The organism is Klebsiella sp. PL-2018, assembly GCF_019048985.1.
Lineage (GTDB): Bacteria > Pseudomonadota > Gammaproteobacteria > Enterobacterales > Enterobacteriaceae > Klebsiella > Klebsiella michiganensis.
The window spans coordinates 2,912,083-2,937,957 of record NZ_CP077673.1; the positions used below are offsets into that span (position 1 = coordinate 2,912,083).

31 protein-coding genes are annotated in these 25,875 nt (G+C 49.8%); 7 read left to right on the forward strand and 24 right to left on the reverse strand.

Going from position 1 to position 25,875, the window contains the following annotated elements:
• The first annotated feature begins 76 nt into the window (after positions 1 to 76).
• From glnH to MKleb_RS13545, 7 genes are all read left to right on the forward strand, one after another.
• Positions 77 to 829: a glutamine ABC transporter substrate-binding protein GlnH gene (gene glnH / locus MKleb_RS13515; protein WP_044112285.1), complete on the forward strand. Its 753-nt coding sequence runs from the start codon at positions 77 to 79 to the stop codon at positions 827 to 829.
• A gap of 52 nt (positions 830 to 881) precedes the next feature.
• Positions 882 to 1,538 (forward strand): glutamine ABC transporter permease GlnP, encoded by a 657-nt coding sequence (gene glnP / locus MKleb_RS13520; RefSeq protein ID WP_001008622.1) that lies wholly within the window; start codon positions 882 to 884, stop codon positions 1,536 to 1,538.
• 2 nt (positions 1,539 to 1,540) lie between these two features.
• The gene (gene glnQ / locus MKleb_RS13525) at positions 1,541 to 2,263 is read left to right on the forward strand and encodes a glutamine ABC transporter ATP-binding protein GlnQ (RefSeq protein ID WP_163586260.1); all 723 of its coding nucleotides are present in this window, start codon (positions 1,541 to 1,543) and stop codon (positions 2,261 to 2,263) included.
• Positions 2,264 to 2,282: 19 nt separating this feature from the next.
• The gene (locus tag MKleb_RS13530) at positions 2,283 to 3,305 is read left to right on the forward strand and encodes an acyl-CoA--6-aminopenicillanic acid acyl-transferase (RefSeq protein WP_049083570.1); all 1,023 of its coding nucleotides are present in this window, start codon (positions 2,283 to 2,285) and stop codon (positions 3,303 to 3,305) included.
• A 736-nt stretch (positions 3,306 to 4,041) separates the two neighbouring features.
• A protein-coding gene (locus MKleb_RS13535; RefSeq protein WP_223274117.1) for an IS1 family transposase occupies positions 4,042 to 4,739 on the forward strand; the annotation gives its coding sequence in 2 pieces (ribosomal slippage) (positions 4,042 to 4,291 and positions 4,291 to 4,739; 699 coding nt in all).
• Between the two features lie 151 nt (positions 4,740 to 4,890).
• Positions 4,891 to 5,679, forward strand: a complete 789-nt coding sequence (locus tag MKleb_RS13540; protein ID WP_217075922.1) for a type II secretion system protein GspD — start codon at positions 4,891 to 4,893, stop codon at positions 5,677 to 5,679.
• A gap of 337 nt (positions 5,680 to 6,016) precedes the next feature.
• Positions 6,017 to 6,247, forward strand: coding sequence for a hypothetical protein (locus MKleb_RS13545; protein ID WP_163586227.1), 231 nt, complete (start codon positions 6,017 to 6,019; stop codon positions 6,245 to 6,247).
• 366 nt (positions 6,248 to 6,613) lie between these two features.
• Here MKleb_RS13545 and MKleb_RS13550 read toward each other — a convergent pair whose 3' ends face one another.
• The 24 genes from MKleb_RS13550 to MKleb_RS13665 all read right to left on the reverse strand — a co-directional run bounded on the left by MKleb_RS13550 (position 6,614) and on the right by MKleb_RS13665 (position 25,862).
• On the reverse strand, positions 6,614 to 7,318 hold the full coding sequence (locus MKleb_RS13550; RefSeq protein WP_088552389.1) for a toll/interleukin-1 receptor domain-containing protein: 705 nt from the start codon (positions 7,316 to 7,318) through the stop codon (positions 6,614 to 6,616).
• 164 nt (positions 7,319 to 7,482) lie between these two features.
• Positions 7,483 to 8,829: an ISNCY family transposase gene (locus MKleb_RS13555; protein WP_217075923.1), complete on the reverse strand. Its 1,347-nt coding sequence runs from the start codon at positions 8,827 to 8,829 to the stop codon at positions 7,483 to 7,485.
• A 333-nt stretch (positions 8,830 to 9,162) separates the two neighbouring features.
• A complete protein-coding gene (locus MKleb_RS13560) occupies positions 9,163 to 9,696 on the reverse strand; it encodes a DUF2514 family protein (RefSeq protein WP_064353086.1) in 534 nt (177 codons plus the stop codon).
• Positions 9,693 to 10,193: a lysozyme gene (locus tag MKleb_RS13565; RefSeq protein ID WP_064351536.1), complete on the reverse strand. Its 501-nt coding sequence runs from the start codon at positions 10,191 to 10,193 to the stop codon at positions 9,693 to 9,695. The genes MKleb_RS13560 and MKleb_RS13565 overlap by 4 nt, the downstream gene beginning before the upstream one ends.
• Positions 10,194 to 10,212: 19 nt before the next feature.
• On the reverse strand, positions 10,213 to 10,491 hold the full coding sequence (locus MKleb_RS13570) for an HP1 family phage holin (RefSeq protein WP_077266277.1): 279 nt from the start codon (positions 10,489 to 10,491) through the stop codon (positions 10,213 to 10,215).
• Positions 10,492 to 10,830, reverse strand: a complete 339-nt coding sequence (locus tag MKleb_RS13575) for a phage baseplate plug family protein (RefSeq protein WP_217075924.1) — start codon at positions 10,828 to 10,830, stop codon at positions 10,492 to 10,494.
• Entirely contained in the window at positions 10,831 to 11,427 is a 597-nt protein-coding gene (locus MKleb_RS13580) for a phage baseplate protein (RefSeq protein ID WP_217075925.1), read from the reverse strand. It lies immediately after the preceding gene.
• Between the two features lie 81 nt (positions 11,428 to 11,508).
• Complete coding sequence (locus MKleb_RS13585; protein ID WP_016808969.1) at positions 11,509 to 11,775, reverse strand: DUF4282 domain-containing protein; 267 nt, start codon at positions 11,773 to 11,775, stop codon at positions 11,509 to 11,511.
• A 10-nt stretch (positions 11,776 to 11,785) separates the two neighbouring features.
• A complete protein-coding gene (locus MKleb_RS13590; protein WP_154988341.1) occupies positions 11,786 to 13,717 on the reverse strand; it encodes a tape measure protein in 1,932 nt (643 codons plus the stop codon).
• Positions 13,718 to 13,844: 127 nt separating this feature from the next.
• On the reverse strand, positions 13,845 to 14,330 hold the full coding sequence (locus tag MKleb_RS13595) for a phage tail assembly chaperone (RefSeq protein WP_004113073.1): 486 nt from the start codon (positions 14,328 to 14,330) through the stop codon (positions 13,845 to 13,847).
• A complete protein-coding gene (locus tag MKleb_RS13600; protein ID WP_016808972.1) occupies positions 14,330 to 14,752 on the reverse strand; it encodes a phage protein in 423 nt (140 codons plus the stop codon). Before MKleb_RS13600 ends, MKleb_RS13595 begins: the two co-directional genes overlap by 1 nt.
• Positions 14,753 to 14,754: 2 nt before the next feature.
• The gene (locus MKleb_RS13605) at positions 14,755 to 16,113 is read right to left on the reverse strand and encodes a DUF3383 family protein (protein ID WP_217075927.1); all 1,359 of its coding nucleotides are present in this window, start codon (positions 16,111 to 16,113) and stop codon (positions 14,755 to 14,757) included.
• Positions 16,114 to 16,899: a phage neck terminator protein gene (locus tag MKleb_RS13610; protein WP_064411792.1), complete on the reverse strand. Its 786-nt coding sequence runs from the start codon at positions 16,897 to 16,899 to the stop codon at positions 16,114 to 16,116.
• A complete protein-coding gene (locus tag MKleb_RS13615) occupies positions 16,899 to 17,252 on the reverse strand; it encodes a hypothetical protein (RefSeq protein WP_228740732.1) in 354 nt (117 codons plus the stop codon). Before MKleb_RS13615 ends, MKleb_RS13610 begins: the two co-directional genes overlap by 1 nt.
• On the reverse strand, positions 17,249 to 17,722 hold the full coding sequence (locus tag MKleb_RS13620) for a hypothetical protein (RefSeq protein WP_016808976.1): 474 nt from the start codon (positions 17,720 to 17,722) through the stop codon (positions 17,249 to 17,251). The genes MKleb_RS13615 and MKleb_RS13620 overlap by 4 nt, the downstream gene beginning before the upstream one ends.
• Before the next feature lie 121 nt (positions 17,723 to 17,843).
• Positions 17,844 to 18,203, reverse strand: coding sequence for a DUF4054 domain-containing protein (locus tag MKleb_RS13625; RefSeq protein ID WP_217075928.1), 360 nt, complete (start codon positions 18,201 to 18,203; stop codon positions 17,844 to 17,846).
• A 9-nt stretch (positions 18,204 to 18,212) separates the two neighbouring features.
• Complete coding sequence (locus tag MKleb_RS13630) at positions 18,213 to 18,467, reverse strand: hypothetical protein (protein WP_217075929.1); 255 nt, start codon at positions 18,465 to 18,467, stop codon at positions 18,213 to 18,215.
• 3 nt (positions 18,468 to 18,470) lie between these two features.
• Positions 18,471 to 19,409 (reverse strand): major capsid family protein, encoded by a 939-nt coding sequence (locus MKleb_RS13635; RefSeq protein ID WP_004113058.1) that lies wholly within the window; start codon positions 19,407 to 19,409, stop codon positions 18,471 to 18,473.
• A 17-nt stretch (positions 19,410 to 19,426) separates the two neighbouring features.
• Positions 19,427 to 20,218, reverse strand: coding sequence for an Ig-like domain-containing protein (locus MKleb_RS13640; protein WP_217075930.1), 792 nt, complete (start codon positions 20,216 to 20,218; stop codon positions 19,427 to 19,429).
• Positions 20,218 to 21,231, reverse strand: coding sequence for a DUF2213 domain-containing protein (locus tag MKleb_RS13645; RefSeq protein WP_076752206.1), 1,014 nt, complete (start codon positions 21,229 to 21,231; stop codon positions 20,218 to 20,220). Before MKleb_RS13645 ends, MKleb_RS13640 begins: the two co-directional genes overlap by 1 nt.
• Positions 21,203 to 22,564: a phage minor head protein gene (locus MKleb_RS13650; protein WP_217075931.1), complete on the reverse strand. Its 1,362-nt coding sequence runs from the start codon at positions 22,562 to 22,564 to the stop codon at positions 21,203 to 21,205. The genes MKleb_RS13645 and MKleb_RS13650 overlap by 29 nt, the downstream gene beginning before the upstream one ends.
• Positions 22,551 to 23,924, reverse strand: a complete 1,374-nt coding sequence (locus tag MKleb_RS13655; protein WP_217075932.1) for an anti-CBASS protein Acb1 family protein — start codon at positions 23,922 to 23,924, stop codon at positions 22,551 to 22,553. Before MKleb_RS13655 ends, MKleb_RS13650 begins: the two co-directional genes overlap by 14 nt.
• Complete coding sequence (locus tag MKleb_RS13660; protein ID WP_070585197.1) at positions 23,921 to 25,330, reverse strand: PBSX family phage terminase large subunit; 1,410 nt, start codon at positions 25,328 to 25,330, stop codon at positions 23,921 to 23,923. The genes MKleb_RS13655 and MKleb_RS13660 overlap by 4 nt, the downstream gene beginning before the upstream one ends.
• Positions 25,317 to 25,862, reverse strand: coding sequence for a hypothetical protein (locus MKleb_RS13665; RefSeq protein WP_004113051.1), 546 nt, complete (start codon positions 25,860 to 25,862; stop codon positions 25,317 to 25,319). The genes MKleb_RS13660 and MKleb_RS13665 overlap by 14 nt, the downstream gene beginning before the upstream one ends.
• Positions 25,863 to 25,875 lie beyond the last annotated feature (13 nt).

The following is a 25,875-nucleotide window of genomic DNA, read 5'->3' on the forward strand; positions in this document are numbered from 1 at the left end:
TTCTCAACGCCAATATCAGTTTTAGGGTATTGCGTGAAAACTCATGTCTGCTGTCTTAATTACGCTGAGGATTATTATGTCTGCATTATTGAAAAAATTAAAGATTACCCTGGCACTGGTTGCCTGTTCGGCGAGTTTTGCCGTCATGGCACAAGATAAATTATTAGTCGGTGTGGATACTGCCTTCGTTCCCTTTGAATTTAAACAAGGCAATAAATATGTTGGTTTTGATATCGATTTATGGGAAGCCATTGCGAAGAAAATGAATGTCAGCTACGAATTACGCCCTATGGATTTTGGCGGTTTAATTCCTGGGCTGCAATCGCGTAATTTAGATGTGGCAATGGCCGGGATCACCATTACCGATGCCCGCAAACAGGTCGTTGATTTCAGCGAGGGTTACTACGATGCGGATCTCTTAATGGCGGTGAAAAGTGGTGATAATTCCATCACCAAATTCAGCGAGCTTGCCGGTAAAAAAGTGGGGCTGAAGCAGGGCACCGCCGCGGCCAGTTTTATGAAATCCAAATATAAAGCCAACTATGTCGAATTCCCCAATATTGATAACGCCTATCTCGACCTGCAGGCAGGCAATCTGGACGCGGTCGTTCACGACTCCCCGAACGTGCTCTACTACGTGAAAACCGCAGGTGGCGGTAAGGTAAAATCGACCGGGGAAACGGACAGCATTCTGCCGCAGAAATACGGTTTTGCCCTGCAGAAAAACAGCAGCCTGACGCCGAAGGTCGATGCCGCGTTAAAGGCATTACGCGCGGATGGCACCTACGACAAGATTTATTTCAAATGGTTTAACAAGCAACCTAAATAATCCCCGCCGGGCCGGGTAACCCCGGCCAGAACCGAGAGTAATAGACTGCATTATGAATTTCGAAACGAAATATATATGGGAATCCCTGCCGTTATTATTACAGGGGCTGCAGCTGACAATATTGATCTCTATGGTCGGTTTGGCGGGCGGCTTTATCATCGGTCTGCTGGCAGGAATCTGTCGTGCACTGGGAGGCGGTATCGCGAAAACATTATCATTAATTTTTGTCGAGCTGATTCGCGGCACGCCAATTATGGTACAGGTGATGTTTATCTATTTTGCCTTGCCAATGATTCTGCCTGTTCGTATCGACCCTATCACGGCCGCGATGGTCACCATTATTATTAACTCCGGCGCGTATATTGCGGAAATTACGCGCGGCGCAATTTTGTCCATCAATAGAGGATTTAAAGAAGCCAGTCTGGCGATGGGATTATCGCAGCGCGCAACGCTATGGCATGTGATTATGCCGCTGGCCCTGCGCCGCATGATCCCGGCGTTGGGCAACCAGTGGATTATCAGCATTAAAGACACCTCGCTGTTCATTGTTATCGGCGTCGCGGAATTAACGCGCCAGGGGCAGGAGATCATCGCCGGGAACTTCCGTGCCCTTGAGGTCTGGACAGCGGTAGCCCTGATTTATCTTGCCGTCACCCTGTGCCTGAGCTTCCTGCTGAAGCAACTGGAGAAAAGGATCCATATTTTATGAGCATGGTTGAATTTAGCGCGGTCGCTAAACATTTCGGCACCACCCAGGTGCTGCACGATATCAATCTGAAAATTGATGCCGGTGAAGTGGTCGTGATTATCGGTCCTTCAGGTTCAGGTAAATCGACGCTGCTGCGTTGTATCAACAAGCTGGAAGAGATCTCCTCCGGCACTTTGTTGGTTGCCGGAATGCACCTGACCGATCCTCACGTCAACGAGTGCGAAATCCGCCGCGAAGCGGGGATGGTATTCCAGCAGTTTCATCTGTTTCCGCATCTGACGGCGCTGGAAAATGTGATGTTTGGGCCTATCCGCGTACGCAAAATGAGTCAAGCGGCAGCCCGCGAACAGGCGCTGGCGCTGCTGGAACGTGTCGGCCTGGGCGAACGGGCCGAGCACTATCCGTCGGAGCTTTCAGGCGGCCAGCAGCAGCGCGTGGCTATCGCCCGCGCGCTGGCGGTGAAACCGAAAATGATGCTGTTTGATGAGCCAACCTCTGCGCTCGATCCGGAGTTGCGCCATGAAGTATTAAAAGTGATGAGTTCACTGGCGGATGAAGGGATGACCATGATTATAGTGACGCACGAGATTGGCTTTGCACGCGATGTGGCCTCTCGATTGATTTTTATCGATGGTGGAACCATTGCTGAAGATGGCCCACCTGATATCCTGCTGAATGCCAGTAGCAATCCGCGCCTGAAAGAATTTTTACAGCACGTTTCCTGAACATAAGTGAATCCATCACATGAAGAAAATAGACATCAGTGGTTCCCCGTTTGAGATTGGCCTGCGCCTTGGCGAGCTTGGCCGTGAAGCATGGCATCAGAAACTGATGCTCACGTCATTGTGGCAAACGGTGATGACCCTGCAGGCATCCCCTGAGACCCGATTAATGCGCGCTGAGGTGCAGCGGCATTATCCGCACATCTGGCAGGAGCTGGAGGGGTTGGCGCAGGGGCTGGAGGCCAATGTTGATCAGGTCTTTGCCTGGAACTGCCGTGGCGATCTGGTGCGCTCAACGTCGGATGGCTGTACGACGGTGGCCGGGGTAAACGCCGCAGGCGAGCGGATTATCGCGCACAATGAAGACGGTTTTCCTCAGTTACGGGATGAATGCTTGCTGGCTACCATTACCCCGAGTCGCGGTCTGAGCTTTACGAGTTTTGCCTATCCGGGGTCGATTTGCGGCCACACCTTTGCGGTGAATGAAAAAGGTATCGTTAACACGGTGAATAACATCCGTGCAGTGCATCGTCCGCAGGGATTACCGCGTCAGATCCTGGCTCGCGCCTCGCTGAATGCGAACACCCTCGACGAGGCCATCACTATACTTATCGGCCAGCCGCGATCCGGGGCGTTTCACCATACGCTCGGGCAGCTGGGCGATGCGCGGCTGTTCAGCGTTGAGGCCACCGGGCAAGGCTGTTCCGTTCTCCCCCTGACGACGGTAACCGGGCATGCCAACCATCTGGTGCATGCGGCACTGGCTGGCGTTGAGCAGATCGTTACCGACAGTTCAGCGTCGCGGCAGTTACGCCTCGTGCAGTGGCGGGAAACGCAACCTCCGTTTGACGCCGCGGCGGCAAAAGCCATTCTCTCAGATACCCATGATGCCAAACTGCCAATTTACCGGCTGGCTGCCGACGATCCGGATGAGGAGAACACCCTCGCCACGGCAGTTTTCACCCTCGATGCCAACCACGTCAGGTGGCAAATTTTCGACATTAACCGCGACGATGCTAAATTTCAGGGAGAAGTGCGTGGGTGAGATAGCTGGTCGTCAGTCATAAAGGGCAGGGTACCGGCGTTCGATAGTACCGTCCGGATACTGCCCGATATAGGCGTCTTGAGCGATGTCCTGAAGCGCGGTGTCCGGAATTTCAGGTTTGTGTCTCTATACGATTCGGGCCATCGCCGTTTCTCATCTGCCTCGTGCGTGCCGAAGCATACTCTCACGGACATACTACGAAAAACAAAATGTCTTGTTCAGTTAAGTATGGCTTTCAGGACATCGCCTGTTAATTAGCCCTTACACCTTAGTTGATGATTTCAAGGTTACCGCTGTTTCTGCTTTTTTATCCTTTCGTATGTCGCCTGCATCTCACTAAAAAATTTATACAACTTTGTCAGAGTTACACATTTTTACGTATTAACTTTTTTTTGCCGCGCTTAAAAACGCTTGACAAAATCAACGCCAAAGTTAAATTTGAGCGAGTGCTCTAATTTTATGTCATGTATTTAGAATGGTAAAAATGGTTCTTAATGATTTACAAAACACTCTATAACAAGGGGAATAGCGTAATGCCACTTTTTTTCCAGGAAACTCAGTTGAAGAGAGCAAATATGATTACCCTTGCTCTGGCTTTTACTTTCTCTATTTTTTCCGCACCAACCTCAGCAAATGCCTCACCATCAAAAACTTATCGTATCGCTATTTATAGGGGAGATGGGTAATGGTGCCAACTTACTGATTTAGTGTATGATGGTGTTTTTGAGGTGCTCCAGTGGCTTCTGTTTCTATCAGCTGTCCCTCCTGTTCAGCTACTGAAGGCGTGGTGCGTAACGGTAAAAGCACTGCCGGACATCAGCGCTATCTCTGCTCTCACTGCCGTAAAACATGGCAGCTACAGTTCACTTACACCGCCTCTCAGCCCGGTACACACCAGAAAATTATTGATATGGCCATGAATGGCGTCGGATGTCGCGCCAGTGCACGCATTATGGGCGTTGGCCTCAACACGATTTTACGACACTTAAAAAACTCAGGCCGCAGTCGGTAAACTCACGCATACAACCGGGCAGTGACGTCATTGTTTGCGCGGAAATGGACGAACAGTGGGGTTACGTCGGCGCTAAATCACGCCAGCGCTGGTTGTTTTACGCGTATGACAGGATACGGAGGACGGTTGTGGCGCACGTATTCGGTGAACGCACGTTGGCCACGCTGGAGCGTCTTCTTGGCCTGCTGTCGGCCTTTGAGGTCGTGGTATGGATGACGGATGGCTGGCCGCTTTATGAATCACGCCTGAAGGGAGAACTGCACGTTATCAGCAAGCGATATACGCAGCGCATTGAGCGGCATAACCTGAATCTGAGGCAGCATCTGGCAAGGCTGGGCAGGAAGTCACTGTCGTTCTCAAAATCGGTGGAGCTGCATGACAAAGTCATCGGGCATTATCTGAACATAAAACACTATCAGTAAGTTGGAGTCATTACCCGGCGTTAAATCTAAAATAAAAAATGGTGTCGATTTCTACTATGTACCCTCTCAATCAGCAGAAAAAACAGTTTTGCCGAAATTCAGCTACACCTATAAACCCCTGTACCGGTCTGTCGATTATCTGGCATCACAGATGAAATCATTAGCCAGTGATGGTGGTCAGTTCTCTGGGGGGGGTGAGAAAACGGCCGCTGATATGTTAGTTTTTTACGGTACAAGATCTGAGATCAGGCGGGTTTCTGAGGCGTTGCCATTGGTAGATATTCCGGCTGATGAGGTTTTGGTGTCCGGTTATGTGTATGAGGTACAGAGTACGTCGAAAACGGGTTCAGGTCTGCAACTGGCTGTTAATTTATTGAATTCAAAATTGAATTTACAGATTGGTGGCAGTTCAGCGAGAGGGTATGACAATTTTCTGAAAATCGGCACGGGTTCACTTAGTGCGTTGGTTGAGCTGTTTAACACAGATTCGCGGTTTTCTACTGTTTCGGCCCCCACATTGCGGGCGCGTTCAGGTTCGCAAGCGGAATTTTCGGTCGGCAGTTCAACTCCTACGCTGGGAACTGTTAGTTATCAGGGGCAATCGGCTGTTCAGTCTGTGAACTATAAAGATTCCGGGATTATTTTTAAAATTCTACCGCAGGTCAGATCTAGTGTTATCGACCTGAATCTGTCTCAGGAGCTCTCGAATTTCACCACTACTGATAATGGTGTTAATGAGAGTCCGACGCTTATTAAACGGGCAATTTCTACCGATATATCATTGAAAGATGGGGATATTATTCTGATTGGTGGTCTCGCTGATAACAAAAATACTGATACTAAAACGGGATTTTCGTTGTTTCCGTTTCTGACCAGCAAGGGTAGCGATTCAACAAAAACTGATATCGTTATTGTTTTACAGGTACGAAAAATCCGGTGACGCGCTCACCGCAGCGCGGGCGAGGAGGGCGCGTCACCGGATTTGGAGAACCGTATAATAATTCACGGCTCTGTTCATTGCCTGTATGTCTCAACCATTATAATTAGCATTGCAAATATACATACAAAGGCAGCAGGTAATATGGCTTTCTTTCTTAAGTGTTTGTTTTTTATGCTAAACATGGTCATCATTCCTTGCTGATTTTTTTGCTGGTTAAGTGGTTGCTTTCGAATAATATTTTATCTGAAACCCCGGTCGGTGCCAGAATTTATTCTGGTGCTGTCCGGGGTTGGCCGAGCGTAGCGCTGGCAAAACATTTTTATGAGGGTACTATGCCATGCAGCAGTTTTCAAAAGTTGAGGTTTTGTCTCTATCCGCCAAAATCTGCGATCGTTGCGGGCGTCGGGCTGAACTGGCGACCTCGGAATTTCAGGAGTTTTTGTCTGTAGACCGCGTTGCAGGTTATGGATCAGTTTTCGGTGACGGAGAGTGTCTGAGGCTGGATCTGTGTCAGCATTGCACAAAAAAACTTTTGGGGGCGTGGATTCAATCAGGCAAAATTGCCTGATTGGTTGAACGACCCTGAGTTGATCGGGTTCAGGAAAACGCGTTCATTTTGCGGTAGTTAGCCGCAATCAGGTTATGAGCCATCGCGCTACCGCAAAAATTCTCCGTCCTATGGCATCGCAGTAAAAACCGCTCAGCATAAATCGTTCACAAATCCATTATAGAGTCCATCGGTGAGCGGTGAGCATAAAAAGTGTTTTTGTGCGTCGATCATCGTATGTTATTGCAAGCTTAAAATGTCACCTGATTTTCCCAGTTTCAAATGTCACCTGAAGTTACATGGACAGGGGCGGAAGTTTAGTTCTGAAGGGAAAGGGTGATAAGAGATAAAATATCTGGCCTGCGGTAGCAGACCAGATTTATTACTCTACACAGTAATCAATTCTGCAATTTTTGTTGCGACAACTTCCAGCGTGTCTTCTCCCGTGTCCAGACCGCTTCGGGATGCGAGCAAGGGACTGACATTACGGAGAGCTTCATACGTTGTGTTATGAACGATCGGTACGAGTTGGTTCCCGGCCAGTAAAGCTGAAAGCTCTTTATCAGCAACGCCTTCTTTGGGCAGTCGGTTTAACAGCGCTGGAGTCACTAATACCAAACCGATTCGAGAATTTGCTAATCCTTTATCGATGGCGCGCATCATAGGAACGCCAAGAGCAAGATCCTTTTCGCTAAACCATACTTTGACGCCTGCAGCCTCGAGCAAATCGTGTAGCTCTTTGGCTACGCCTTGTCGATCATCCCAAGCGTGGCAAAGGAATACATCACGCAAATCCGGCTTCTCTGCGACAAGTTTCTCTACCGTTTGGCGAATCGGTGTGAGGGATTGTACCTGGGCGGTTGTATAGGAAACGGAAGAACCCGATTTTGACCAGCGGGGCTTTGTACCGCTGCTGGATCCACCGCCACTGCTTCCACGACTTCCGCCAGCGCTGCCTGACGAGGAGTAGGACGGATAACTATCATAACTGTAGCTGCTGCGGCGATAACCACTGCGATTGCGACAGGCTGGACAGGCAGCAGCGGCTGCTGCTGAGCTATGTCCACGTACAGGAGCCGTACATCTGGCCATGTTCTCATTTCCCCTTAATATTCTGGAATATATCCGCTGTGATAGTAAAACCAGATAAGTAATGGGGATTATTGGTTGCAAACTCAACTGCCATGTTTTCAAAAGCTTGTACTTCATCACACTGCCACAGCTGAACTATCCAAAACAACCAAAAGAGCAGGGGGCTAGCGCTTCCGACTGGCCCTGAATTCATCCGGATTTATCAGAACCGGGTTAATCGCCCTGAGTTGTTCCTGAACTCTGGCCTGGGCCCGTCGTTTGGGCATCTTTTTGCTCCGGTCACGCTTGCCATCGCGTTCGAGTTCATCCATTTTGCTTTGCGCCAGTTTTAAAACAGCTCCAAGACGTTTGTTATCAACGATTTGCCCCTGATCAACGCATTCCAGTTTGTCGAACACCTGATATTTGAGTGAACGGTAACCGTATTTGAATGCCAGTGTGCCGTCAGGATAGTCGTAGACTGTTATTTTCTCGCCAGCGATACAAGCGTTTTCTTCTGTTGGGTCAACGAGATATATCATTTTGTCATATCGGAATGTCAGTGTTTTCGATAGCTTGCGCGATTCCTGCCATGCAAAGATATCATCCAGCTCTTCGCCACTTTCTGCCACCGGGCGATGCAAATCTTTGGGATACTTTGCGGGCCTGGCGAAACGACGATTGAAGTCAGCTATGAAAGTAGCCAGCCAGGCGTTCGCTGCTTCAATGCTGCTGATTCCTTCAAGACGCATTTCCTTGATAAGTCGGTCCTGAAGTGTCTGATTTGCTCGCTCCACGCGGCCTTTAGCCTGCGGACTGTTGGCACAAATCAGCTCGATCCCCAGTTCAGAAAGCACACGACCAAACTGTGTGATGCCGGTTGTGGTTGAACCACCATTATTGACTCTGAAAATGCCGTGCTTGTCGCTGTAGAACGCCAAGGGCTTGCCGTGTTGCTCGAGATACTCGCGGGTGGTCATCATGTAATCAAAGGCTGATTCAGTCTCACCAAAGCGGAGGTGCATCAGGCGACCAGTCGCGTCATCAATAAAGACGAGCAGGCAGCATTTCGGCGCACGACCTTCAAACCAGTCGTGCGGAGAACCGTCAATCTGAACAAGTTCTCCGAGGCAGTCACGCCGGTATCTGGGTTGATGAACACGGGGCCTGCGACGTGAATAAGGAATCCAGAGTCCATCAGCTGTCATCCATTTTCTGAGCGTTTCAACAGATACTGTGATGTTGTGACGTTCGCGTAATTTTTCTGCGGCCAGTGTTGGTCCAAAGTCGCTGTAATGATCGTGAAGTAACGACAGAACACGCAGCTTCAGTGACTCAGGAAGCCTGTGATTACCAGGGCGTCCACGCCGTAGGTTTGCCAGACCTGCGGCACCAGACTCACGAAAACGGTTCATTAACCGCTGTGTCTGACGTTCGGTCAGAACAAGCTGATGAGCCGCATCACGACGGCGCATGCGCTTTTCAACAACTGACTGAATGACGTTGATCCGGCTGAGTTCTTTATCTGACATGGTCACAAGCATCCTGATGTCTCCATGGCCTGAGGATTGGATCCTTTATGCCAGAAAAAGTGACATCACTAAATGGGTTAAAAGTGACATCAGAATATTGGAGTTACATCGTAGGTGCGCATAATGTATATTATGTTAAATGACGGGCTGCAACACGTAATCCGCTTGTAATCTACGTTAACTCAGGAAAAGCCTTCCTTTCCATGAGCATAATCGTATATGTAGTCCACTTATAATGCAACTACAAACAAGCGACCAACATCACATCCCCGCCCTTTTCATTCAACCATCCAAATTATCAATCATTTACGGGCATTAATTGATCCGTTTCGATCACTCAACAGATCGCGTTACCGCGTCGTATGTGCGTTCGCAGACGCTCCCGGCACTTGCTGCTGCATCAGCATATTTAGCGATTTCTCCCGCGCGACGGTCTGATTCTTCGTACAGGTCGGCAAGCAAACTTGCGGTTTCGGCGGCTGTCTGCCTTCTGGCGGCATCTGCGGAAATCCTGCCTGTTTCACTGGTTGCGAGTTCACGCCTGATTTTGGCGAGTTGCCCGCGCAACTGGTCAGCAGCATTATCAGCGTCAGCAGCATCAGCCAGTGCCTTTTGTTTTTCCCGTTCTGCATCATTTACAATTTCCTCTGTTTTCTTCTTACGCCGGAGTTCTTCTTCACGCTGCGCTTGCTCTTGTGTCAACTGCGCGTCTTTATCGGCCTTGTCGCGCTCTGACCACCTCAGTTTCCATTCTTTATCGTTATCCTTTTTCCCGGCCTCAAAAGCTGATTCATGGATGACATAACCAGCGCCACCTAATGACGACGCTACAATCAGGCCAATTAATACGGCATATTTTGTTTTCATTTGTCCATGCCCCAGCAAGTTAGCTCTGATTCCTGGTCTCTGCGGATAACCTGACCATAGCAATTATTCTCCCGGATGCGACAATCACGCCCGGCATCCCAGACCCAACGCTTAATTTGCGCACAAGCTCCTTTAAAGTTTCCCGAATTCAGGTCACGATAAAAACCAGATGGAAAACATTTGCCGGGGCCAATATTCCACGGACAAAATGAAGCAATTCCAACTTTTTGCGGCTCCGTTAATTGCACGTGGACATTTCTATCCACCCATGCCAGCGCCTTAGCTTGTTCGGCTTTATCAATTTTATCGCACTGTGCTCGCGTCAATTTCATGCCCTTGATTACCGGCTTACCATCAACGTAAGTCACACCGCCGCAAATAGTCCATATGCCCCGGCTTTTGTCCTGGTAAGCTGTCAGGCTGGTTCCTTCTTTTTCGTGCTGAAACTGCGCCATCAATACCGGAGCGCTTGCCCCGGCAGCAATTAAACCCAGCATAACGGCACTTAATTTGCTCTTATTTCCCACGTACACCCCCACTTAAAGCGATTAGGTATTTTTTGCGCTCGTAATACCAATTAACGAGGCAAGTCACCACAGTGCATAAAATGCCGATAATTACTGCCCATTCATTAAGAGAAAGCACCGCAAGAGCCGCCGTAATAATTCCCACCCTGTATTTAAACCAGTCCCAAAACTTAATCGCTCCCAGCGTGAACCCCACCACCAAAGCCAGTAGCACCCCCAGCTTTTTAGGCGAAAGTGATTCAATAAATCGCTTCCAGAGTTTCCCCACTTAATCACTCTCCAGTTCGTCGTAAAAGAAAAGGCCAAAGCCCCCATCAAAAGCGTTAACGTCTCCAAATTTTTCATTTGGTCTAAGACGAGCAACACCAATCGCTCCCGCGCCAGCATAGCCCGGCAATTTTCCACTAAGGCCGTGCCAGACTCCCGGACGCAAGCAAATTTGTGACAGTGTAACTGTCCTGTCTGCGTTGGACATTTCAAGCCACCACAGCTCTGTGGTTGTTGCGAAGAACAGGCGCATATTCAAAACCACGCCGTTTAGTGATGATGTGAATTCCTGGTCTGGGATAGATGCGATAACACCAATCTCGTAGTAAGAAGGCTCCATTTATGCCCCTCCAAATACACGGCGCATTTTTTCGAGCGCATAAACTTTTTGCGGCTCTTTGCTCGCGTCTACCGTGGTGGCGCTCTTTTTACCTGCGGAGGTTTTCCCCTTCCCTGCCGGCTTAGAAGTTTTTGCTTGCGCTGATTTTGTGCGTGAGCGCTGAAATGTCACCGTATCAACTTTCTGAGCAGTGAGCTTGACGGTATAGCTGTTTTTCTTAGGGGCAGCTTCAATTGAAAGCGATGTGATACGGCATTGAGGCATTGCCATGAAAGATGTATAGACCGATACAAATTCCTTCGTATCGTATGCTGCCTGAATGGCCTGAGCCTGATTCATGGCTGAAATCATATGCAGAGGCGCAAAAGGCAAATCAGTGCCGGTGATGATTCCCTCAAAACTGGCAACCTTTGAATCGTCTACTTCACCATCCGATATTTTATAACCCGTCTCAATCTTCCCCTGAGCAATGGTTCGTTTTGCCGAAACTTCCTCACGTGTTTTGAGCCTAAGTGACACCGTCACTCCTGATTCAAACACCATGACAGCCCGTTTATCGTGTGGCGCACTAATCGCCGCGTCCATACCTTCAGCCATAAAAACCCCAAAAAAAATCCCCTTCGTAGAGGGGATTTTCACATCTTAGCTGTGTGGGTTACATGCCGTTACCGCTGGCGGTTAATCGCTCTTTTTTGCCTCTGCCGCTTCACAAATTCGGCGTAGATACTCGTTATTTTTGAATGAAACCATGATTAATTCAAAAATCACCCTCGTAGCCACTAGAGATACAGCAAAACTGATACTCATACCTTCGCTTTGACGTAACCAGCTTAAAATGCTGCCGAGGATGAGAAGCACTGTAACTAACCAGTAAACAACAGTGATTATTTTTGGTGTTATGAGAGTTTCGAAGGTTGCAAAATCCTTAAACTCATTCTTTGGCATTACCTTATCCTTATCTTGCCCCTGTTGACTCCGCGATATTACCACCAATATCACCAGATAGAGTACCCGGCTCATCAATATTATTTACCGTATCAGCTGCCTCTTTTGGACTATTAACAATAATGGTAGTTGTTTTATTTCCACTATTGCTAATGTTTGGTGTACCTGTAGCCGTTGAAGGAAGGATACCAAGAGCGCTTTCTATGCCCGGTAAGGGATTGAGGTCAAACATATCACTTAACCCACCCAATGACCTGAATGTATTCGGCAGCGGCGTAAGGTTATAAAGCCCCTGAAAAGCCGTCATCCACGGATTTTCAATAGCATCGGATATAATCCCGTTGCTTCCATTTTGCTTAGTTGCGTTGTCTATACCCGAAGCAGCTTTTCCAGCCAAATCAATAATCGTTCTGAGGGCTGCTATAAGATTTGGGTAACGCCGTTCAAATTCGTCAAAACTGCCAAAAACACTATCAAAAATGGTACCTCCCTTGCCATCTAACCATGCTTTCCATTCTACAAACGCTTCATAAACTACCCATACAGCGGCACCAATCGCAAGGAAAGGCCATACAGCTGCAATAACTGGAATAGCCAACGCGGTAAAAGCCGCCCCAACAGCGCCAAGAATACCTATCAGAATCGCCGATTTACTTTCGTCTGCGAGCGTTGACCAGAACGCGGCAACCTCTTTTTCCGCACTTCTAAGAACAGGAATCAAAGTATTGGATGCCCAATCTGTGAATTTTTGCCAATCTCCACCTATCGTTGCTTTGGCAAGAAAGTTTTGCCAGTCATTTCGCATCACCGTTAATGTTTGTCCCCACGTCCATCCTTGCTTTTTAAGAAGGTCAGCATTATTTGCGGCCATTTTTTCAAAGGCCTTTAGCATCGTTTCCGCTGTCAGCTTCCCGGCCTCTGACATTGCCCGCAGCCCTTTTACATCTGTGCCGAAAGCCTTCGCGACTTCCGGGGCCATTGTGCCAATGGCCTCCATGAAGGATCTAAATTCATCCCCGCCGAACCGGTCAGAAGAAAATGCCTGGCCCATCTGGTAAAGCGCTGCGTTTACTGCTTCAGCACTGCCACCACCTAACTGTAATGCGCCCACCAGCCCCTGAGTCGCTCGGATTGTTTCCTCCTGAGACTTCCCAAGTTTCTGCGTGGCGGTCGCCATATTGGTATAGGTTGAGATAAACGCTCCGCTATCGCTTCTTACTGCGCTTGCTGCCTCATTTAAAGCAAAGAATGCATCTTTCGCATCACCTGTTGTTTGTGCAAGTCTTGCAATTTGCGCTTGTTGCTGCTGAATAGAATCTAGGTCATCAGCCAGTGATTTCCCAATAGCAATAATGCCTGCCGTTAGACCGGCTCCCGCCAAGAGATTTTCAGCACCTAAGCCTTTCCCGTCGCCCCCTCCACCAGCAGATTCATCATTTCCTTTTGGGTTGAGTGGGTTTCCTGAAAAACTCCCTGCTGAAAAGTCATACCTAGAAAGCGGATTTATCGTTGAAGGATCAAACAATCCACCACCATTCCCTGAAGGAGAGCTACCCCCGTGGTATGGAATGAAAAGCCTTCCCCCTCCTGAGCCTCCCATCAATGGTAAACCAACACCACTCCCCATGCCTTCTACTGCCGCACGTGCAATTTTTTGTGATTCCCTTTTAACCGTATTAGCCAGCGGCGTATGGACAATCAAATTAGAGCCTGTAGCGGCTACTGTGGCTATTGCTGCTGTAGCGGCGGCTGTCGGCGCTGTTGATGCACTGCTGGGCGCATAGGGGCTTGCAGGCTTCAGGTTGTTGACACGCTTGATAGCGGCGTCAAGCTGATTAACCTTTGCGATAGCCTTATCAATCGCAGCATCAAAGCTGTTGAGCCCGTCAAGGTCGGGAATAACGTCAATTTTCGTTACGAGATCGGCTGACTGGTCTGTCATTTTTTCACCTTACTAAGCGCGTGCTGAACCGCATTATCAAACTGGATAACGGCGGAGGCTCTCATAATGGAATCAAAGGAGGCGCGGCCTGACACTACATCGCTGAAGCTAATCAGGCCGCTTTCTATCACTCGCCAGATGACAAGTTCTGTGCGGACGGTTCGGTCAAGGTTTTCAGCAAGGCGCTGAACAGTTGTCGCATGGCTCCCTGCATCGTTCCCGCTGTGTCCAGACCAATATTTTTTTTTAAACCTGCTGTAACCGGAAGAATGGAGAGCTTCAGGCACTCCAGCGCCACCAGATAAACATCGGCGATGTTGGCAGCGGTGAAATTGGTATTCACTGCGTCCCAGCTATCCAGAAACTCGCCATTATCGACCAGTTGAGCGCGGGATTTTGCCAGCAAGGTAAATAACAGTTCGTCGTGGTCTTCCCGGTTAAGCACCCCGAAAATCTTCGACGACATAGAAAGAATGCTTTCTACCTGGCTGATACCGTGTTTGGCAAGAATCTCCGCCACGCGCAAATTAAAGTGAATGGCATCAAAAGCGCTCATTCGGACTACACAGAATTTACGCCCGTTGATTTCAACGTGTTTGATTGAGTCGTCCATCAGGTAATATTCACTCCATTAATGACCGAATCCACCTCGCCAGTAACGAGTTTCCATTCCAGTGTTTGAGCACCAGCACCATTATTTGCGCCATCAGTAGGCTGACGGGCAAACATCGCGTAACCCATGCGGTGTACCGACAGATTACGCGTATTGGTTAGCGTGACGGGTACTACAGACTTCGTTTTCTGCATCAGAAAAAGAGCCGTGTTAACCGGAGAATTTCGCTGTGTGACGAAGGTTAAAGACCCTTCCTCAGTTGGATTATCAATAAAAGACCAGTCACCGCCGATGCCGGAAGAAACGGTAATCTGGTCATCCGTCATTTCCAGCGTGATATTGCTGTCTTTAGCCAGACCGATTACCGGCACAACGCCTACGGTAATCAGCCAGTCTTTAGAGGACATTACGCCTAAATACATAGTTAAACCCCGTAAGTCATTGCGGTGCCAACAGCATCAACGTGCTTAATGGCGTAGCGGAGATAGAAATAGAATTTAATGGTTATATCGCCTTTGATACGCTGCACGGCGCTGATTTCTGACATCGTCGGACGCACTACAGTAAATCCACGGACATAATCGCCGTTATCGTCCGTAAAATTCTCCATAATGCCGCCAGCAGTCTGGCCCGCCTTCAGCGAGCTTTCCATCTGGTTAGAGACCAGTTCATAGCCCGGCATGTCGTGCCCTACTTTGTTGCGGTTGATATGCAGCGTAGCAAGGTCTTTTTGCATCTTGTCGGCCTGCCAGTAGCAGAAACGAACAACTTCAATCGCTTCTCCGTCGCCACACGTGCCGGGGTAAGTTACCGTGACACCGGAACCATAATCTTCAAAGGTATTACCGTTGAGCGCCTTAATTTTCTGGTAATCGGTTTCGGTGAATCCATCACTTTGAACGGCGTTAAGTGTCTTGAGCGCCCACGTTTCTGAGCCCGGTTGCATGACAAGACAACGCCCGGCGATAGCAGCGTCGAGGAAGTTCTTTTCCAGCTTCGTAGAAATGGCAAACGAACCCGCCATGTTCTTATCGAAAAGGTATTTCGTAATGTTGTCAGTCGCCCAGGTGGAAGACGTGTAGTCGTCGATAAACACCGCCATTTTATCAATCTGCGATTCGATCCAATCAGCAATAGCTTTCTGAATCGACAGATTCCGCGACGGCGTCATGCACATAAAGAACTTGTTGTACTGGTTTTTGATGGAAGCAATCGCAGCACTGACGCCAGCCGCCAGCGCTGTAGATTTAGCATGGACAACTTCAGCACCTTCCAGATAGACAATGCGACCATCAACCAGAAACTGACCTGTAGTCGTTGCATCAGCAACGATATCAGCCGCTGCGCCAGTGCTCCCGGCCCAAGTAGTGCCGTTATAACTGGCGTAGCGATATTCCGTACCTTTCACATAGCCGATGGTGGCCTTTGTAGTTGTAGGTGCGCCGGAAACCGGAACCCCCGTCAGGGCAATCATAGTTTTGCTGTAAGCGGCGGAGAAATCGCCGACAACCAGCGTATCCGGTGACGGACTTTGAGAGAAATACGCCTGAACCGCCAGAAGATTATCGCCGGATACGCCGTCTGAAATGGCATCATCAGCGCTGGTATATACCCGGTAGAGATCGGCAAAATCCGCGACGACAGCGGATTCGTAATCTGTGAATTTTTTCCCGAAAAATGCCGCGCCCGGCGCGAGGATTAACCCGACACCAAACACGCCATATTGAGCGGCGGTAGTTTGACGCCCAATTTTTACACTAAAAAGCCGACTTAAATTCGCCATTTAATAGCCCCTGATAGCGAGAGTGACTTTATCGCACGGTGTGACCGTCGCGCTTTCAATCCAACTCTCTCGTTTGTAATGCTGGTACACAAATGTCAAAGACAGCGTTACCTGTGCCATCTGCTGGTAAACGAGGTTATCAATTAGAGGGGAGCTATTCTCGAAATCGCCCGAGCGGTCAATACAGCAGTTATTTTCGAACTGCCAGAAGTCACCTTCAGTCGAATCGACCTGATTCAAAAAATTTTCTAGAAATGCCTGAGCGTCATCTGATGACCGGATAACGATAATTTTCGCTTCACAGTTGTAGTGATAAACACGGTAATCGCCATCCCATGACTTTGCGAATGCCTGCGGCTCTCTCGATGACGTGAGAAGATGAACTGCAGTAAACGGATCCTTTGACTCTGGAATCTTCTGTTGCGCGTAAATTGGACTGTCGCCCACCAACTCAATCATTGCCTGTCTTGCCCGTACCATTGCAACGTAGGGCGCACCGCTCAGGATTGTTGGTCTGGCCTGTGTATCGGTTTCTTTGAGTGTGCCAGCCGGAAATTTGACAACATCGCCAACATCCAGCCGGAAATCAGCCGAAATATTGATAGTGGTTCCGCTGCCATTATCCAGCACAACAGAACTGACCACAGACGGATCCCGAAAATTATATGGCGTGAATAAAATATCTTTGCTGTTACCGTTAGCGGAGAATGTCGCCTTTTCTGCGCGATAATCAGAATATGATAATTCCCCGTCAACGGTCATTAATTTGACCGTATAATTAGTCATTATCCCACCAGCGCGAGCGCGTCCCGTTCTTTCATACCAAATAGCAAATATTCGTAGTGGTTAATAACGCCGTTTTGCCACTCCTGCCGCTGCACCACTTCGTAATATTTACCCGCACACAGGACTATAGCGCCGTTATGCTCGCCCTCTTCTGTAACCTCTAAATCCGTTTCGCCCATGGCTTCCATGTAATCTTGAGGTTTGCGCCCGGTTAGGTACGCCCGAAATGAACCGCCACCATCAACCGGCTGCATACTGAGGAAAGCGGATTGTTGCTCCGAATATCCCTCGCGTGGCATACCTCCAACTATCTCAATCGGTAATGGACGCCAGTAATGAATTAATCGTCTCATGCAAAAGCCCTGTAATTGACTGTCTGAATAAGCGTACCGCTATGAATAAGCGGCTTTGTTGAACCCTTGCGGGCGATGGTGATATCTGAGTTAGGACGGTATAGCGCGGAATCAGCGATTGTTTTTCTGGTAATTTGAACAGCCTGAGCACCTATGCGAGCAATAGCCTGTTGCGGAGTAATGCGACCTCGCGCAACATCACGCAAGACCTCCTTGTAAGCGTCTGTACGCATCCAGTCAGCTATTCTGTCTGCCGCAAATCGCATAAATGGACGCTCTGGTATTAACTCCCATCCCATAGCGTTCTTTGTGCCGAAGTTATTCCAGGCTCCATACAGCGCAACATCGACGCCCTGATTCATTTTCCCTCTGTGAATACCAACGGTAAGCTTGACGCCCGCCAGCGCATTCACGCGCTGACGGATTACGCGGTCAAAGCCCTTTGTTTCAAACTTTGCACCTCCACGCATGGATCAAACTCCGTTAAACGTTTTCAAATATCAGAATATTTATCTTCAAAATCGAGCGTTGACCCTCTTTTTATTGCTGATGGCCAAGCTGGCCAATCGCATTTTTTAGAATAAAATCCCGTTAATAGGCGTGACCGATAAGGATGCAACCGCCTGTCAAATCCCCCATTGCGTCTAAAAACTCCTGCCCCCACTGCGTACCCTGCCAGCCAGACTTTTGCGCGGCTTCTGTGAATGTCACCGCAACTTTCCCTTCCCGGCGACTTGCAACACCGCGAACACTTGCGCTTATGCCTTCTACTGCTATTGGGGCGAGATTGGCAGCAACATACAGCGCTTTCAGGCGCTCAATGTCGTAACCGTACTCCGCAGCGGCCCGCAGGTTGTAAAGCCGCTCACATTGAGAAGAAAGGTCGCTAATAGCGCCCTCATCAAGTGTCACCCCCGGTAGCAGAATGGCGAGCCAGTCATTTACCGTCATGCTATGCCCTTACTCGTCGTCAGAATCAACTACGCCGTCATGCTCTTTATTGAGCTTTTTGGCTTCAGCGGCTGAAACTTCTTTTAACCATCCTTCGTCCAGAAACTGCTTAACGCCGCCGATGGTCAGTGTTGCGCTGTCCACCTCGACCGCCTCCAGCGGAGCGATTGAGATAGTAATAACGGTGCCTTCACTGTTTTTTGCACCGATATGAATCGGTGCCTGAGTAGTGTTAGTCAGAAAAACTTTTTCTTTCTCAGCCATGAGTTAAATCACCTTAGAGGATTTGGCAGCAGCCAGCGGCGCACGGACGATAACGCCAGCAGAGCGCGACAGGCACGGAATAGACAGGTCTAACCCGCTACGCTGAACCGGCAACTGACGGAACAGCACAGGAGTAGCCTGGGCGAAGTGGCGACGATTGTTTGCCAGCGCGATACAGATACCGTCATCATCCAGATCGGAGTTTTTGCGGAAAGTAACTTCCGGGTAAGAGCTACGCAGGAATGACAGCACCGTGCCGAGCGTACCACTCAGGCGCAAGCCCTGAATTCGCGCCCACGCCTTAGACGGCATATGGAATTCATTCACTTCGTAGATTTTCGTGGTGTTTACTGCAGCAATAAGCGCTGATGCGTCGTCGCAAATCTTATCGCCGTCAGAAGTCGCCCAGGCACCTTGCAGCGCCACCAGCGGAATATTCGGATGTTCGATAAAGCCGATAATCTGATATTCCTTGTTACCGCGCCACAGCAGATTAGAAACGGTGCGTTCATGCGCTTCGCGGGTATTGAGCGCCAGAATGTTATCAAGCGGAGTACCGGACATTGCCGCCGCCATAACGTCACTGTAGGTGTAGCCATAGCCCAGCCCGATATCGTACATCAGCGCGAAGTATTCCCGGCCTTTGGCGCTCATCATTGGCATATCTGTACCGAATGCCGCCATGATTTTAGCCATGCCCTGAGCGGAATACATGCGATAACCCGCCCACTTAGCGCCCTCGTTGATGCCCGGCTCCTGCTGGAACATGGTCAACGCGACCGGCGCGGGCATTTCTTCCATGTAAACATCGTTTGACATGGAAATAAGGTCACGGGCAAAAATTAGCCCTTGCTCGTCAACGTTGATACCCGGCACCGCGCCAGCTACCTGAGCTTCGGTAAAAAGCTGCGCCATAAGCGCGGCTAAATATTTCTCATTCATCTTTTGGGGTTTCCCTGTTAGCTAACGGTGATTACAGCGGTGTCAGTGAAACCACCGTCTTCAGTACGTACCGTAATGGTTGCCGTCTGTCCGGTTGTTGCCCCGCCTTTCACCGTGGCAAGGCCGGATGCGTCTACTGTTGCTACGTTCGCATTGCTGGATGCATAGGTAACGTCTTTATTGGTCGCACCTGCCGGAGAAACTGTCGGCGTAAACTGCTGAGTCGCGCCAGCGGCTTTAGATGCTGTTTTAGGCGACAGCGCAACGCCAGTTACAGCGACTTCGCGGGGATATCCGGCGCTGAGTAGTTCGCCATCAATGACCATCACAATTGCCGTACCACCGCGCTGAGTTGGCGATTCAAAGCGGAAGCGGCTTTTATCGCCGGATGCAGCAACACCCCATTCCATATAACCGGTAGTGGCGTTACGGCCTTTCGGCACGGCTAAATCACCCACCTTCGGCGATTCACCCGTTTTGACCGCTACGCGAATCGGGCCATTTTCGACAATACCAATCGGGCAATTGATAGTGACCACACCAATGCGCGTGTTGCTACCAAATCCCGGTGTGGCGGGCATATTTGAATGCGCGGTAACAGCAATGCCGATGGCATCCGTAACATCTCCATCATCAGGTAAAGCAACGCAGGTTGAATCATTACCGGAGGTAAGTTTCACCGCATCGCCCGGCGCAACTTCACCACCAGCGCGACGGGAGGTTACCCGAGCGGAGGAACGGAAAGACGGCAGCACCGCCAAATCACCCGGCAAGCCCGCGTCAAAATCGTCTTTAATCGTGGTCTGCATTATTTGCCTGCCTCTTTTTTGCCAAAGGTGCGAGCCAGATAATCCTGATGGGCTGACTTCTGAGCACCCTGCTCATCGGTGTTAACTGCTGCGCGGGGATTACGCGGGGTTTGTTCGAACTTCTTACCGCAGGCAACCAGCGCCATTGACAGCGCAACATCCACCTGCTCATCCGTCCAGCTATCCATGTTTACTTCAGGGTTTGCCTTACGGATGATGGCCTGTTTGACCAGATTGATATCGCCCAGGCTGTCGGTGTTGATGTTCAGGCGTTTAGCTGCTGCTTTCAGGTCATTTTCCTGACGACCATCAGCAACACCGCGCTCGTAAGCTTCGTTGCTGGCTGAGTCCATATTCACAAGGCGCGTATTTGCTTTCAGCAGGTCGCCCTGTGTTTTGCTTAAATCAGTCGTAAGCGTTTGATTTTTCGCTTTTAGACTCTCAATTTCGGCTAACGCCTCTTCTAATTCCATCGATTCACCGTCCAGATTAAATTTTGCATTTTCGTATCGGGGGTTATATACAATGCTCATATGGTTGTATTTAATCCCCCTTTGCAGCGTGTCGTGCTCTTTTCCGTCAGGTGACAACCCTATAACTTTAGGCTTCTCATCACACTGATAGCCCAACGACGCCCCTCGCAATTTCTTGTCACGCTGTATCAGCCGTATAGACTTCTCATCCTGAATTAGAGCGCGAGCAAACAACTCATCACCCTGACGCATAACAGCAGTAACAACCCCCGCAGAAACGGCCCGGTAGTTTTTGGACGTCACCAGACCATTGCGAGGATGTGACACCGTCACAGGCTTGCCGATTAAGGTATTCATTGAGTCCTGGTTAAACAATTCATCGGCTGAGCGGTACTCTTTAGCCGTGAATGCATCACCGCGCTTGCGGTCATAAACCAGTACGCCCGGACGGGCGACAGGGATATCAATCTGGAGATAACCTTCCGGGGTTATCTCCCATTGCTTGATGGCGTCAACGTTGACCTGTGTTTCTTGCAGCAATTTCTTTCTCCGCTTCTTCAACGTCCGACGCAGAGAACAACCATTCAGGGAAGCAGCGGCATAAATGCGGTTGCCCCGGATTCCCGTCCTGTGGCGGTCTGGTCGGCTCGTATGCCTTACCTTCGCGCTCAACATGCAATTTTCGCTCGCGTTCGTCTAACATCCCCCGCCAGCGGTATATTTTCATCCCGGCAATACGGGCGTTGGCTTCCTCCAGATTCCAGGCCTGATTACCTATCTCATTGCGGGCGACGTTGCGGGCTCTCCGATAGGGAATTTCCATTTCGGTTGCCAGTTTGTCGGCGATATAGTCAACTCCCCGCCCCTCGCGTAACCCCTGCTGTACGACCTTAATTCCGCGCTGTAGCGCCTCATCGGTGACGTTATCCATTCGCCCCATGCTTTCCGTGAGCCAGTCAGTCGTTTGCTCCAGCAGTTTTTTATCGCCGTCATAAATATCAATGGATATCAGGTCAGCCATATTTTCTGTTGGCAGTTTGATACCCGGTGCCAAATCAATATCGGCGGCAGCGCGAACAATCAGCCGGAAATCGTCAACCGCCGAGTTAGCAAGCTGGGTATTTACCGCTTCCATAGCCGGTAATGATGGAACCGTGCTCGCTGCTCTCATCGGATCCGTTAAGCTGGCGAGCGGCTTAGATATTGCCCCCGCTGTATCTGGTGTGGCTGATAGCCCTGTTTTCAGGTCAATAAGATTCACACCATCGACGCGGAAACGCTGGTAATAGTTCTGGTAATACTCGTCAGTCAGGCCAAATTGACCATTTACAATAGCGGCCTGAACATCATCAGCGGTGCGATTGATAACACGAAGGTAGGTATCGGGCTTTGAGCCGGTCACTCGGGCGAAGTCTTTAGCCAGGCTGATTCCTGCCTGCCGCCTTACTTCACTGAATGCATAGGCGGGAACAGCCCCAAACTCACCATCTTTCAACAGCGCCGGAATAGCTTTAAGGAATATTGATGCATCCGGCAAAAGTTCCTGAGCAACAGACCTGACAAGCCTTTCCTGCTGCTCACGCGTCATTCGTGAATAATTGCTTCCGGCTTTCTTCTTAATATATACGCGCACTTTTTTGACCGTTGCGGCGGCGATGAAATCCCCCAGCAGGTCATCAACGGAAATATCTTTGCCATCTGCGGCATCGGTATTGAGCACCGCGCCGGATTTACCGATTGCTCTGTATGTCTTTATGCAGGCATCGCGAACCCATTTACCAATAAGCCGGGCGTTATCGCCCAGCCTTTGAGCGTAAACCAGTTCGATAGCCAGCGGATACCCGGCGTCGTAACGTGGTTCACTCTTCGCCATTATTGGCCTCGTCGTTGTCTTTTTTGGCGCTATTCCGGTTCAGATTCTCGTTGTTCTGGTTCGAATCGTCGTCATTCTGGTCATCAATGGTGCCAGTTGCGGGCGGAGTGGTCGCAAGCATAACCACCGCTCCAGTTTCCTGCGCCGTTGCGCGGGCCTCTTCGCTGGTAATAGCTCGCATTGAATAGTAAAGCTGTGCCGTTTCCGCTCGTTTCTTGTCCCGGTCTACCTCGCGGTCTATTTGCCCCTGAGATTTATTCGGCACAAAGTCAGCGCGGATCCCCGTATAGCGAAAAGCCAGCTTTTTCAGTGCCGGAATGATGTAATTGGTGTTGATATGAGAAACAAGGTTTTGCCATTGTGCATCGGCGCTGGTATCGCTATTGGAAAGACCGCCTTTACGCTCTGCCAGCATAGCTATGGGGAAACCTGTTTCTGCGCATACCAGCTTAATAGCCATATCAACAAGGTCGGCTGTTCCGGTCATGGTTGACTGTAGGCGGTTAATTTCCTCTTCAGCATCAATCGCGACCATGTCATTTAACTGACGGGTTGCCGCTATCCCTGCCAGCCTTCGGGCTGCTGTAGCCTCTCCTTTTGCCGTTTTCAGGTCTTCCGCTAAGTCATTCTTTTTATAGATATCCTGAACGGAAAGGGAAAGAATGCTGATGATTAGCTCATGCGAAAGCCCCAGACGTTGTAACGCTGCATAAGGCTTGCAGAGCAATGGTTCGCCAAATTCGATACCGACCATCGCGTAAATCGGCTGATAGTTTTTATCGCCAAAGAGGATCGAATCTTCCTGCTCAATAAACACTTCGCCACCGATGGGGCTTTTAAGCTGGATACGCCAGCCTTCCGGCAGGCCAAAAAATGGCGAATTGTAGTCTGCAAACCAGTCATTCGACGGGGTAATCCAGTGTGAGCCGTGGCAGCGTACCCACTCTTCCCCCATAACCAGCACAGACCAGCCATGATGACGCTTCAGAATAGCGGCGTTTTCCACTACCTGCCACGCACCCATTTCGTCAAAAATCTGCTGAATACGTTTTGAATCATCAGGATTTTCAGTAACCACTGTGAATCCGTTCAGCATTGCGGCAGCAACCGGTTCGCTGATAATGCGCCAGCCTATGCCGGATAGCTCCCCGGTCATTGCAGCCACCAGCGGAATCATCCCCTCTGCGGCGCGAGCCTTCATGCGGTTGGCTGTCGGTGAACTCATCCCCGCCGCACCCTTTGAGCTTGCCGCTGCGCTGGTCATCATACTGACATAGCCGTCAACATTGTAATTAGCCGGCTGCAAGCCCTCTTTCGTTAAAATCCCCTCAGTGGGAATCAAGCTGGTTTTGTTCGTCATTCGATAATTCCTGATTTCATGCGTACCAGATGTGGGAATATGGCGTCAGCGTAGTCAGTGGACACGCCCAGCCGTTTTTTAACTTTTTTCTTCGCTTCAATAAGGATTTTGTCGTCAGGAGTGGTTTCCCACATGACGCCAGTAGAATCAGAAAGGATGCGGTCGAGATATCGACGCGGTATCTGGTCAGAAATCGCGAAAAGGCCATCAGGCGGCATAATGTCTGTCTCTATCCAGCGCACAGAGTCGTTAACTGCATCCCGATACGCCCACCACGCCTGCGCTCGCAGGTTGTGGAAGGTATCTTCGTTCGGCCTCCCGCCGCGATATCTGGACTTTTTGCGCAACACTTCGCCCTGAGCGACGAATTTACGAAACTCAATCTCTGAATCTTCGTATTTGTTTAACTCGCCTTTAACACCAGAACCAACGCCGACAGAGTCGTAAATCAGGACGGTACAGCCTTCTTCCGTCGCCATCTTTAACGCCTGTTGCGCAAGCTGAACGGTGTCACGTGCCTGTAATCGCTCCATACGGTACAAAAAACGCCCGTCAAAGAACGACAATACCGAATCATCGTCGCCATCATCAGCAACATCGAGCACCGCCGTTTTAACGCCAGTTCGACACGCTTTCGCCAGCTTCGAATCTGGCGAAACAACTAACTTTTCAAGATGGCCACGGTTAACAACAGCGCCGGGTAAATCACTGACGGGAACGCCGTTCCAGATGTTGTCGTACTTGTCCGGGTAATACTTCAGCGTATAAAGCCGCTCTTTATCCAACGTCGAATTGAAATATGGGTTGTGATACCAGTTCACCTCCTCAATAAACCAGTCATCCTCTGCATTGAGAACATATCTGACATAGGTTTCATCCCACGCAAAAGCCGGGTTGAAGGTAATCCATAGTTCAGCCCCGTTGCGGCGCAATGTCGGGGCCAGCGTTTCCCACGCTTCAGCCGAAATCGCGTGCGCTTCTTCCACCCAGCAAATGTCCACACCTTCAATGGATTTAATGCTGTCGAGGTTCGACTGAAAGCCCAAAAACCGGAATTCAGCGCCGGATTTAGCCTTGATACTGTTTTGAGTTATCGTGAACTCTGATTCATACCCCAGACGGCGTATCGTATCGCTGAGCAGCTTATGTGATGATGCGTCGATAGATTTTTGCACCCGGCGCAAGCACAGAATGCGCAGGTCATATCGCACAGTGAGCTGAATCAGTGCTTCGGCAATCCTCCATGACTTACTGGAGCCACGCCCACCGCGCAGACATTTAACGCGGTGCGGTTTTGTCGTGAGCGAACGCATGACGCGCCGCCACTCTGCCATTTTCTTTTTCTCTGACAGCCAGTAGCGACGGCGCTCTAAATCATGCTCAGGTGCTATCTCAATCGCCGTCATCGAATCCCATATCCCGGTAAATTTCGGTCAGTGTTTCTCTCGCGAGGCGCTTACCTTCGTCGGTTATCGGCTTGCTGATATCCACCCCGGCAAGCGTAAGGATCCGCGCGGCAAGATGTGACTTATCCAGCCCCTCAACCTGCCATCCGTGCTTTGTTCTTTTGATGTTTTTAACTGCACGGGTATCAATTGCCGCCATGCGGCTGCGGAACACCTCCGGTTCAAGCCTCATTTTCTCCAGCGCCTGCAATTCCAGCATTACCGCTGTTGAATCCGGCGCACGGAAACGCGCCGAAAGGTCAATTAACGCCTCCTGACGCCCCACGATATCCGCTGCAATGATGTGCTTTTTGTAAACGCTGACGGCCTGCTGTATGTCGTCATTTTTAAGTAACTTTTCAGCCTGAAAATCATCGTTAAAGCCCTTGTAATCACGGTTGCGCGACTTTGCATAGCTGAACCCCGGCGCTTCCCGCGCTTCAGCCACCAGCTTTGCAAATGCATCATCACGCCTGTTTATTTTTATTGTCACAATTCCCCCCTTG

Excerpts from the sequence above, each read along its gene's own strand:
- MKleb_RS13530 (WP_049083570.1), top strand. The coding sequence starts at position 2,283 with ATGAAGAAAATAGACATCAGTGGTTCCCCGTTTGAGATTGGCCTGCGC.
- MKleb_RS13660 (WP_070585197.1), bottom strand. The coding sequence starts at position 25,330 with ATGACGGCGATTGAGATAGCACCTGAGCATGATTTAGAGCGCCGTCGC.
- MKleb_RS13610 (WP_064411792.1), bottom strand. The coding sequence starts at position 16,899 with ATGACTAATTATACGGTCAAATTAATGACCGTTGACGGGGAATTATCA.
- MKleb_RS13625 (WP_217075928.1), bottom strand. The coding sequence starts at position 18,203 with ATGACGGTAAATGACTGGCTCGCCATTCTGCTACCGGGGGTGACACTT.
- MKleb_RS13590 (WP_154988341.1), bottom strand. The coding sequence starts at position 13,717 with ATGACAGACCAGTCAGCCGATCTCGTAACGAAAATTGACGTTATTCCC.
- MKleb_RS13615 (WP_228740732.1), bottom strand. The coding sequence starts at position 17,252 with ATGAGACGATTAATTCATTACTGGCGTCCATTACCGATTGAGATAGTT.
- glnH (WP_044112285.1), top strand. The coding sequence starts at position 77 with ATGTCTGCATTATTGAAAAAATTAAAGATTACCCTGGCACTGGTTGCC.
- MKleb_RS13630 (WP_217075929.1), bottom strand. The coding sequence starts at position 18,467 with ATGGCTGAGAAAGAAAAAGTTTTTCTGACTAACACTACTCAGGCACCG.
- MKleb_RS13540 (WP_217075922.1), top strand. The coding sequence starts at position 4,891 with ATGAAATCATTAGCCAGTGATGGTGGTCAGTTCTCTGGGGGGGGTGAG.
- MKleb_RS13565 (WP_064351536.1), bottom strand. The coding sequence starts at position 10,193 with ATGCTGGGTTTAATTGCTGCCGGGGCAAGCGCTCCGGTATTGATGGCG.
- MKleb_RS13550 (WP_088552389.1), bottom strand. The coding sequence starts at position 7,318 with ATGGCCAGATGTACGGCTCCTGTACGTGGACATAGCTCAGCAGCAGCC.
- MKleb_RS13605 (WP_217075927.1), bottom strand. The coding sequence starts at position 16,113 with ATGGCGAATTTAAGTCGGCTTTTTAGTGTAAAAATTGGGCGTCAAACT.
- MKleb_RS13585 (WP_016808969.1), bottom strand. The coding sequence starts at position 11,775 with ATGCCAAAGAATGAGTTTAAGGATTTTGCAACCTTCGAAACTCTCATA.
- MKleb_RS13575 (WP_217075924.1), bottom strand. The coding sequence starts at position 10,830 with ATGGAGCCTTCTTACTACGAGATTGGTGTTATCGCATCTATCCCAGAC.
- MKleb_RS13595 (WP_004113073.1), bottom strand. The coding sequence starts at position 14,330 with ATGGACGACTCAATCAAACACGTTGAAATCAACGGGCGTAAATTCTGT.
- MKleb_RS13555 (WP_217075923.1), bottom strand. The coding sequence starts at position 8,829 with ATGTCAGATAAAGAACTCAGCCGGATCAACGTCATTCAGTCAGTTGTT.
- MKleb_RS13635 (WP_004113058.1), bottom strand. The coding sequence starts at position 19,409 with ATGAATGAGAAATATTTAGCCGCGCTTATGGCGCAGCTTTTTACCGAA.
- MKleb_RS13640 (WP_217075930.1), bottom strand. The coding sequence starts at position 20,218 with ATGCAGACCACGATTAAAGACGATTTTGACGCGGGCTTGCCGGGTGAT.
- MKleb_RS13655 (WP_217075932.1), bottom strand. The coding sequence starts at position 23,924 with ATGACGAACAAAACCAGCTTGATTCCCACTGAGGGGATTTTAACGAAA.
- MKleb_RS13600 (WP_016808972.1), bottom strand. The coding sequence starts at position 14,752 with ATGTATTTAGGCGTAATGTCCTCTAAAGACTGGCTGATTACCGTAGGC.
- MKleb_RS13560 (WP_064353086.1), bottom strand. The coding sequence starts at position 9,696 with ATGAAAACAAAATATGCCGTATTAATTGGCCTGATTGTAGCGTCGTCA.
- MKleb_RS13620 (WP_016808976.1), bottom strand. The coding sequence starts at position 17,722 with ATGCGTGGAGGTGCAAAGTTTGAAACAAAGGGCTTTGACCGCGTAATC.
- glnQ (WP_163586260.1), top strand. The coding sequence starts at position 1,541 with ATGGTTGAATTTAGCGCGGTCGCTAAACATTTCGGCACCACCCAGGTG.
- glnP (WP_001008622.1), top strand. The coding sequence starts at position 882 with ATGAATTTCGAAACGAAATATATATGGGAATCCCTGCCGTTATTATTA.
- MKleb_RS13580 (WP_217075925.1), bottom strand. The coding sequence starts at position 11,427 with ATGGCTGAAGGTATGGACGCGGCGATTAGTGCGCCACACGATAAACGG.
- MKleb_RS13545 (WP_163586227.1), top strand. The coding sequence starts at position 6,017 with ATGCAGCAGTTTTCAAAAGTTGAGGTTTTGTCTCTATCCGCCAAAATC.
- MKleb_RS13650 (WP_217075931.1), bottom strand. The coding sequence starts at position 22,564 with ATGGCGAAGAGTGAACCACGTTACGACGCCGGGTATCCGCTGGCTATC.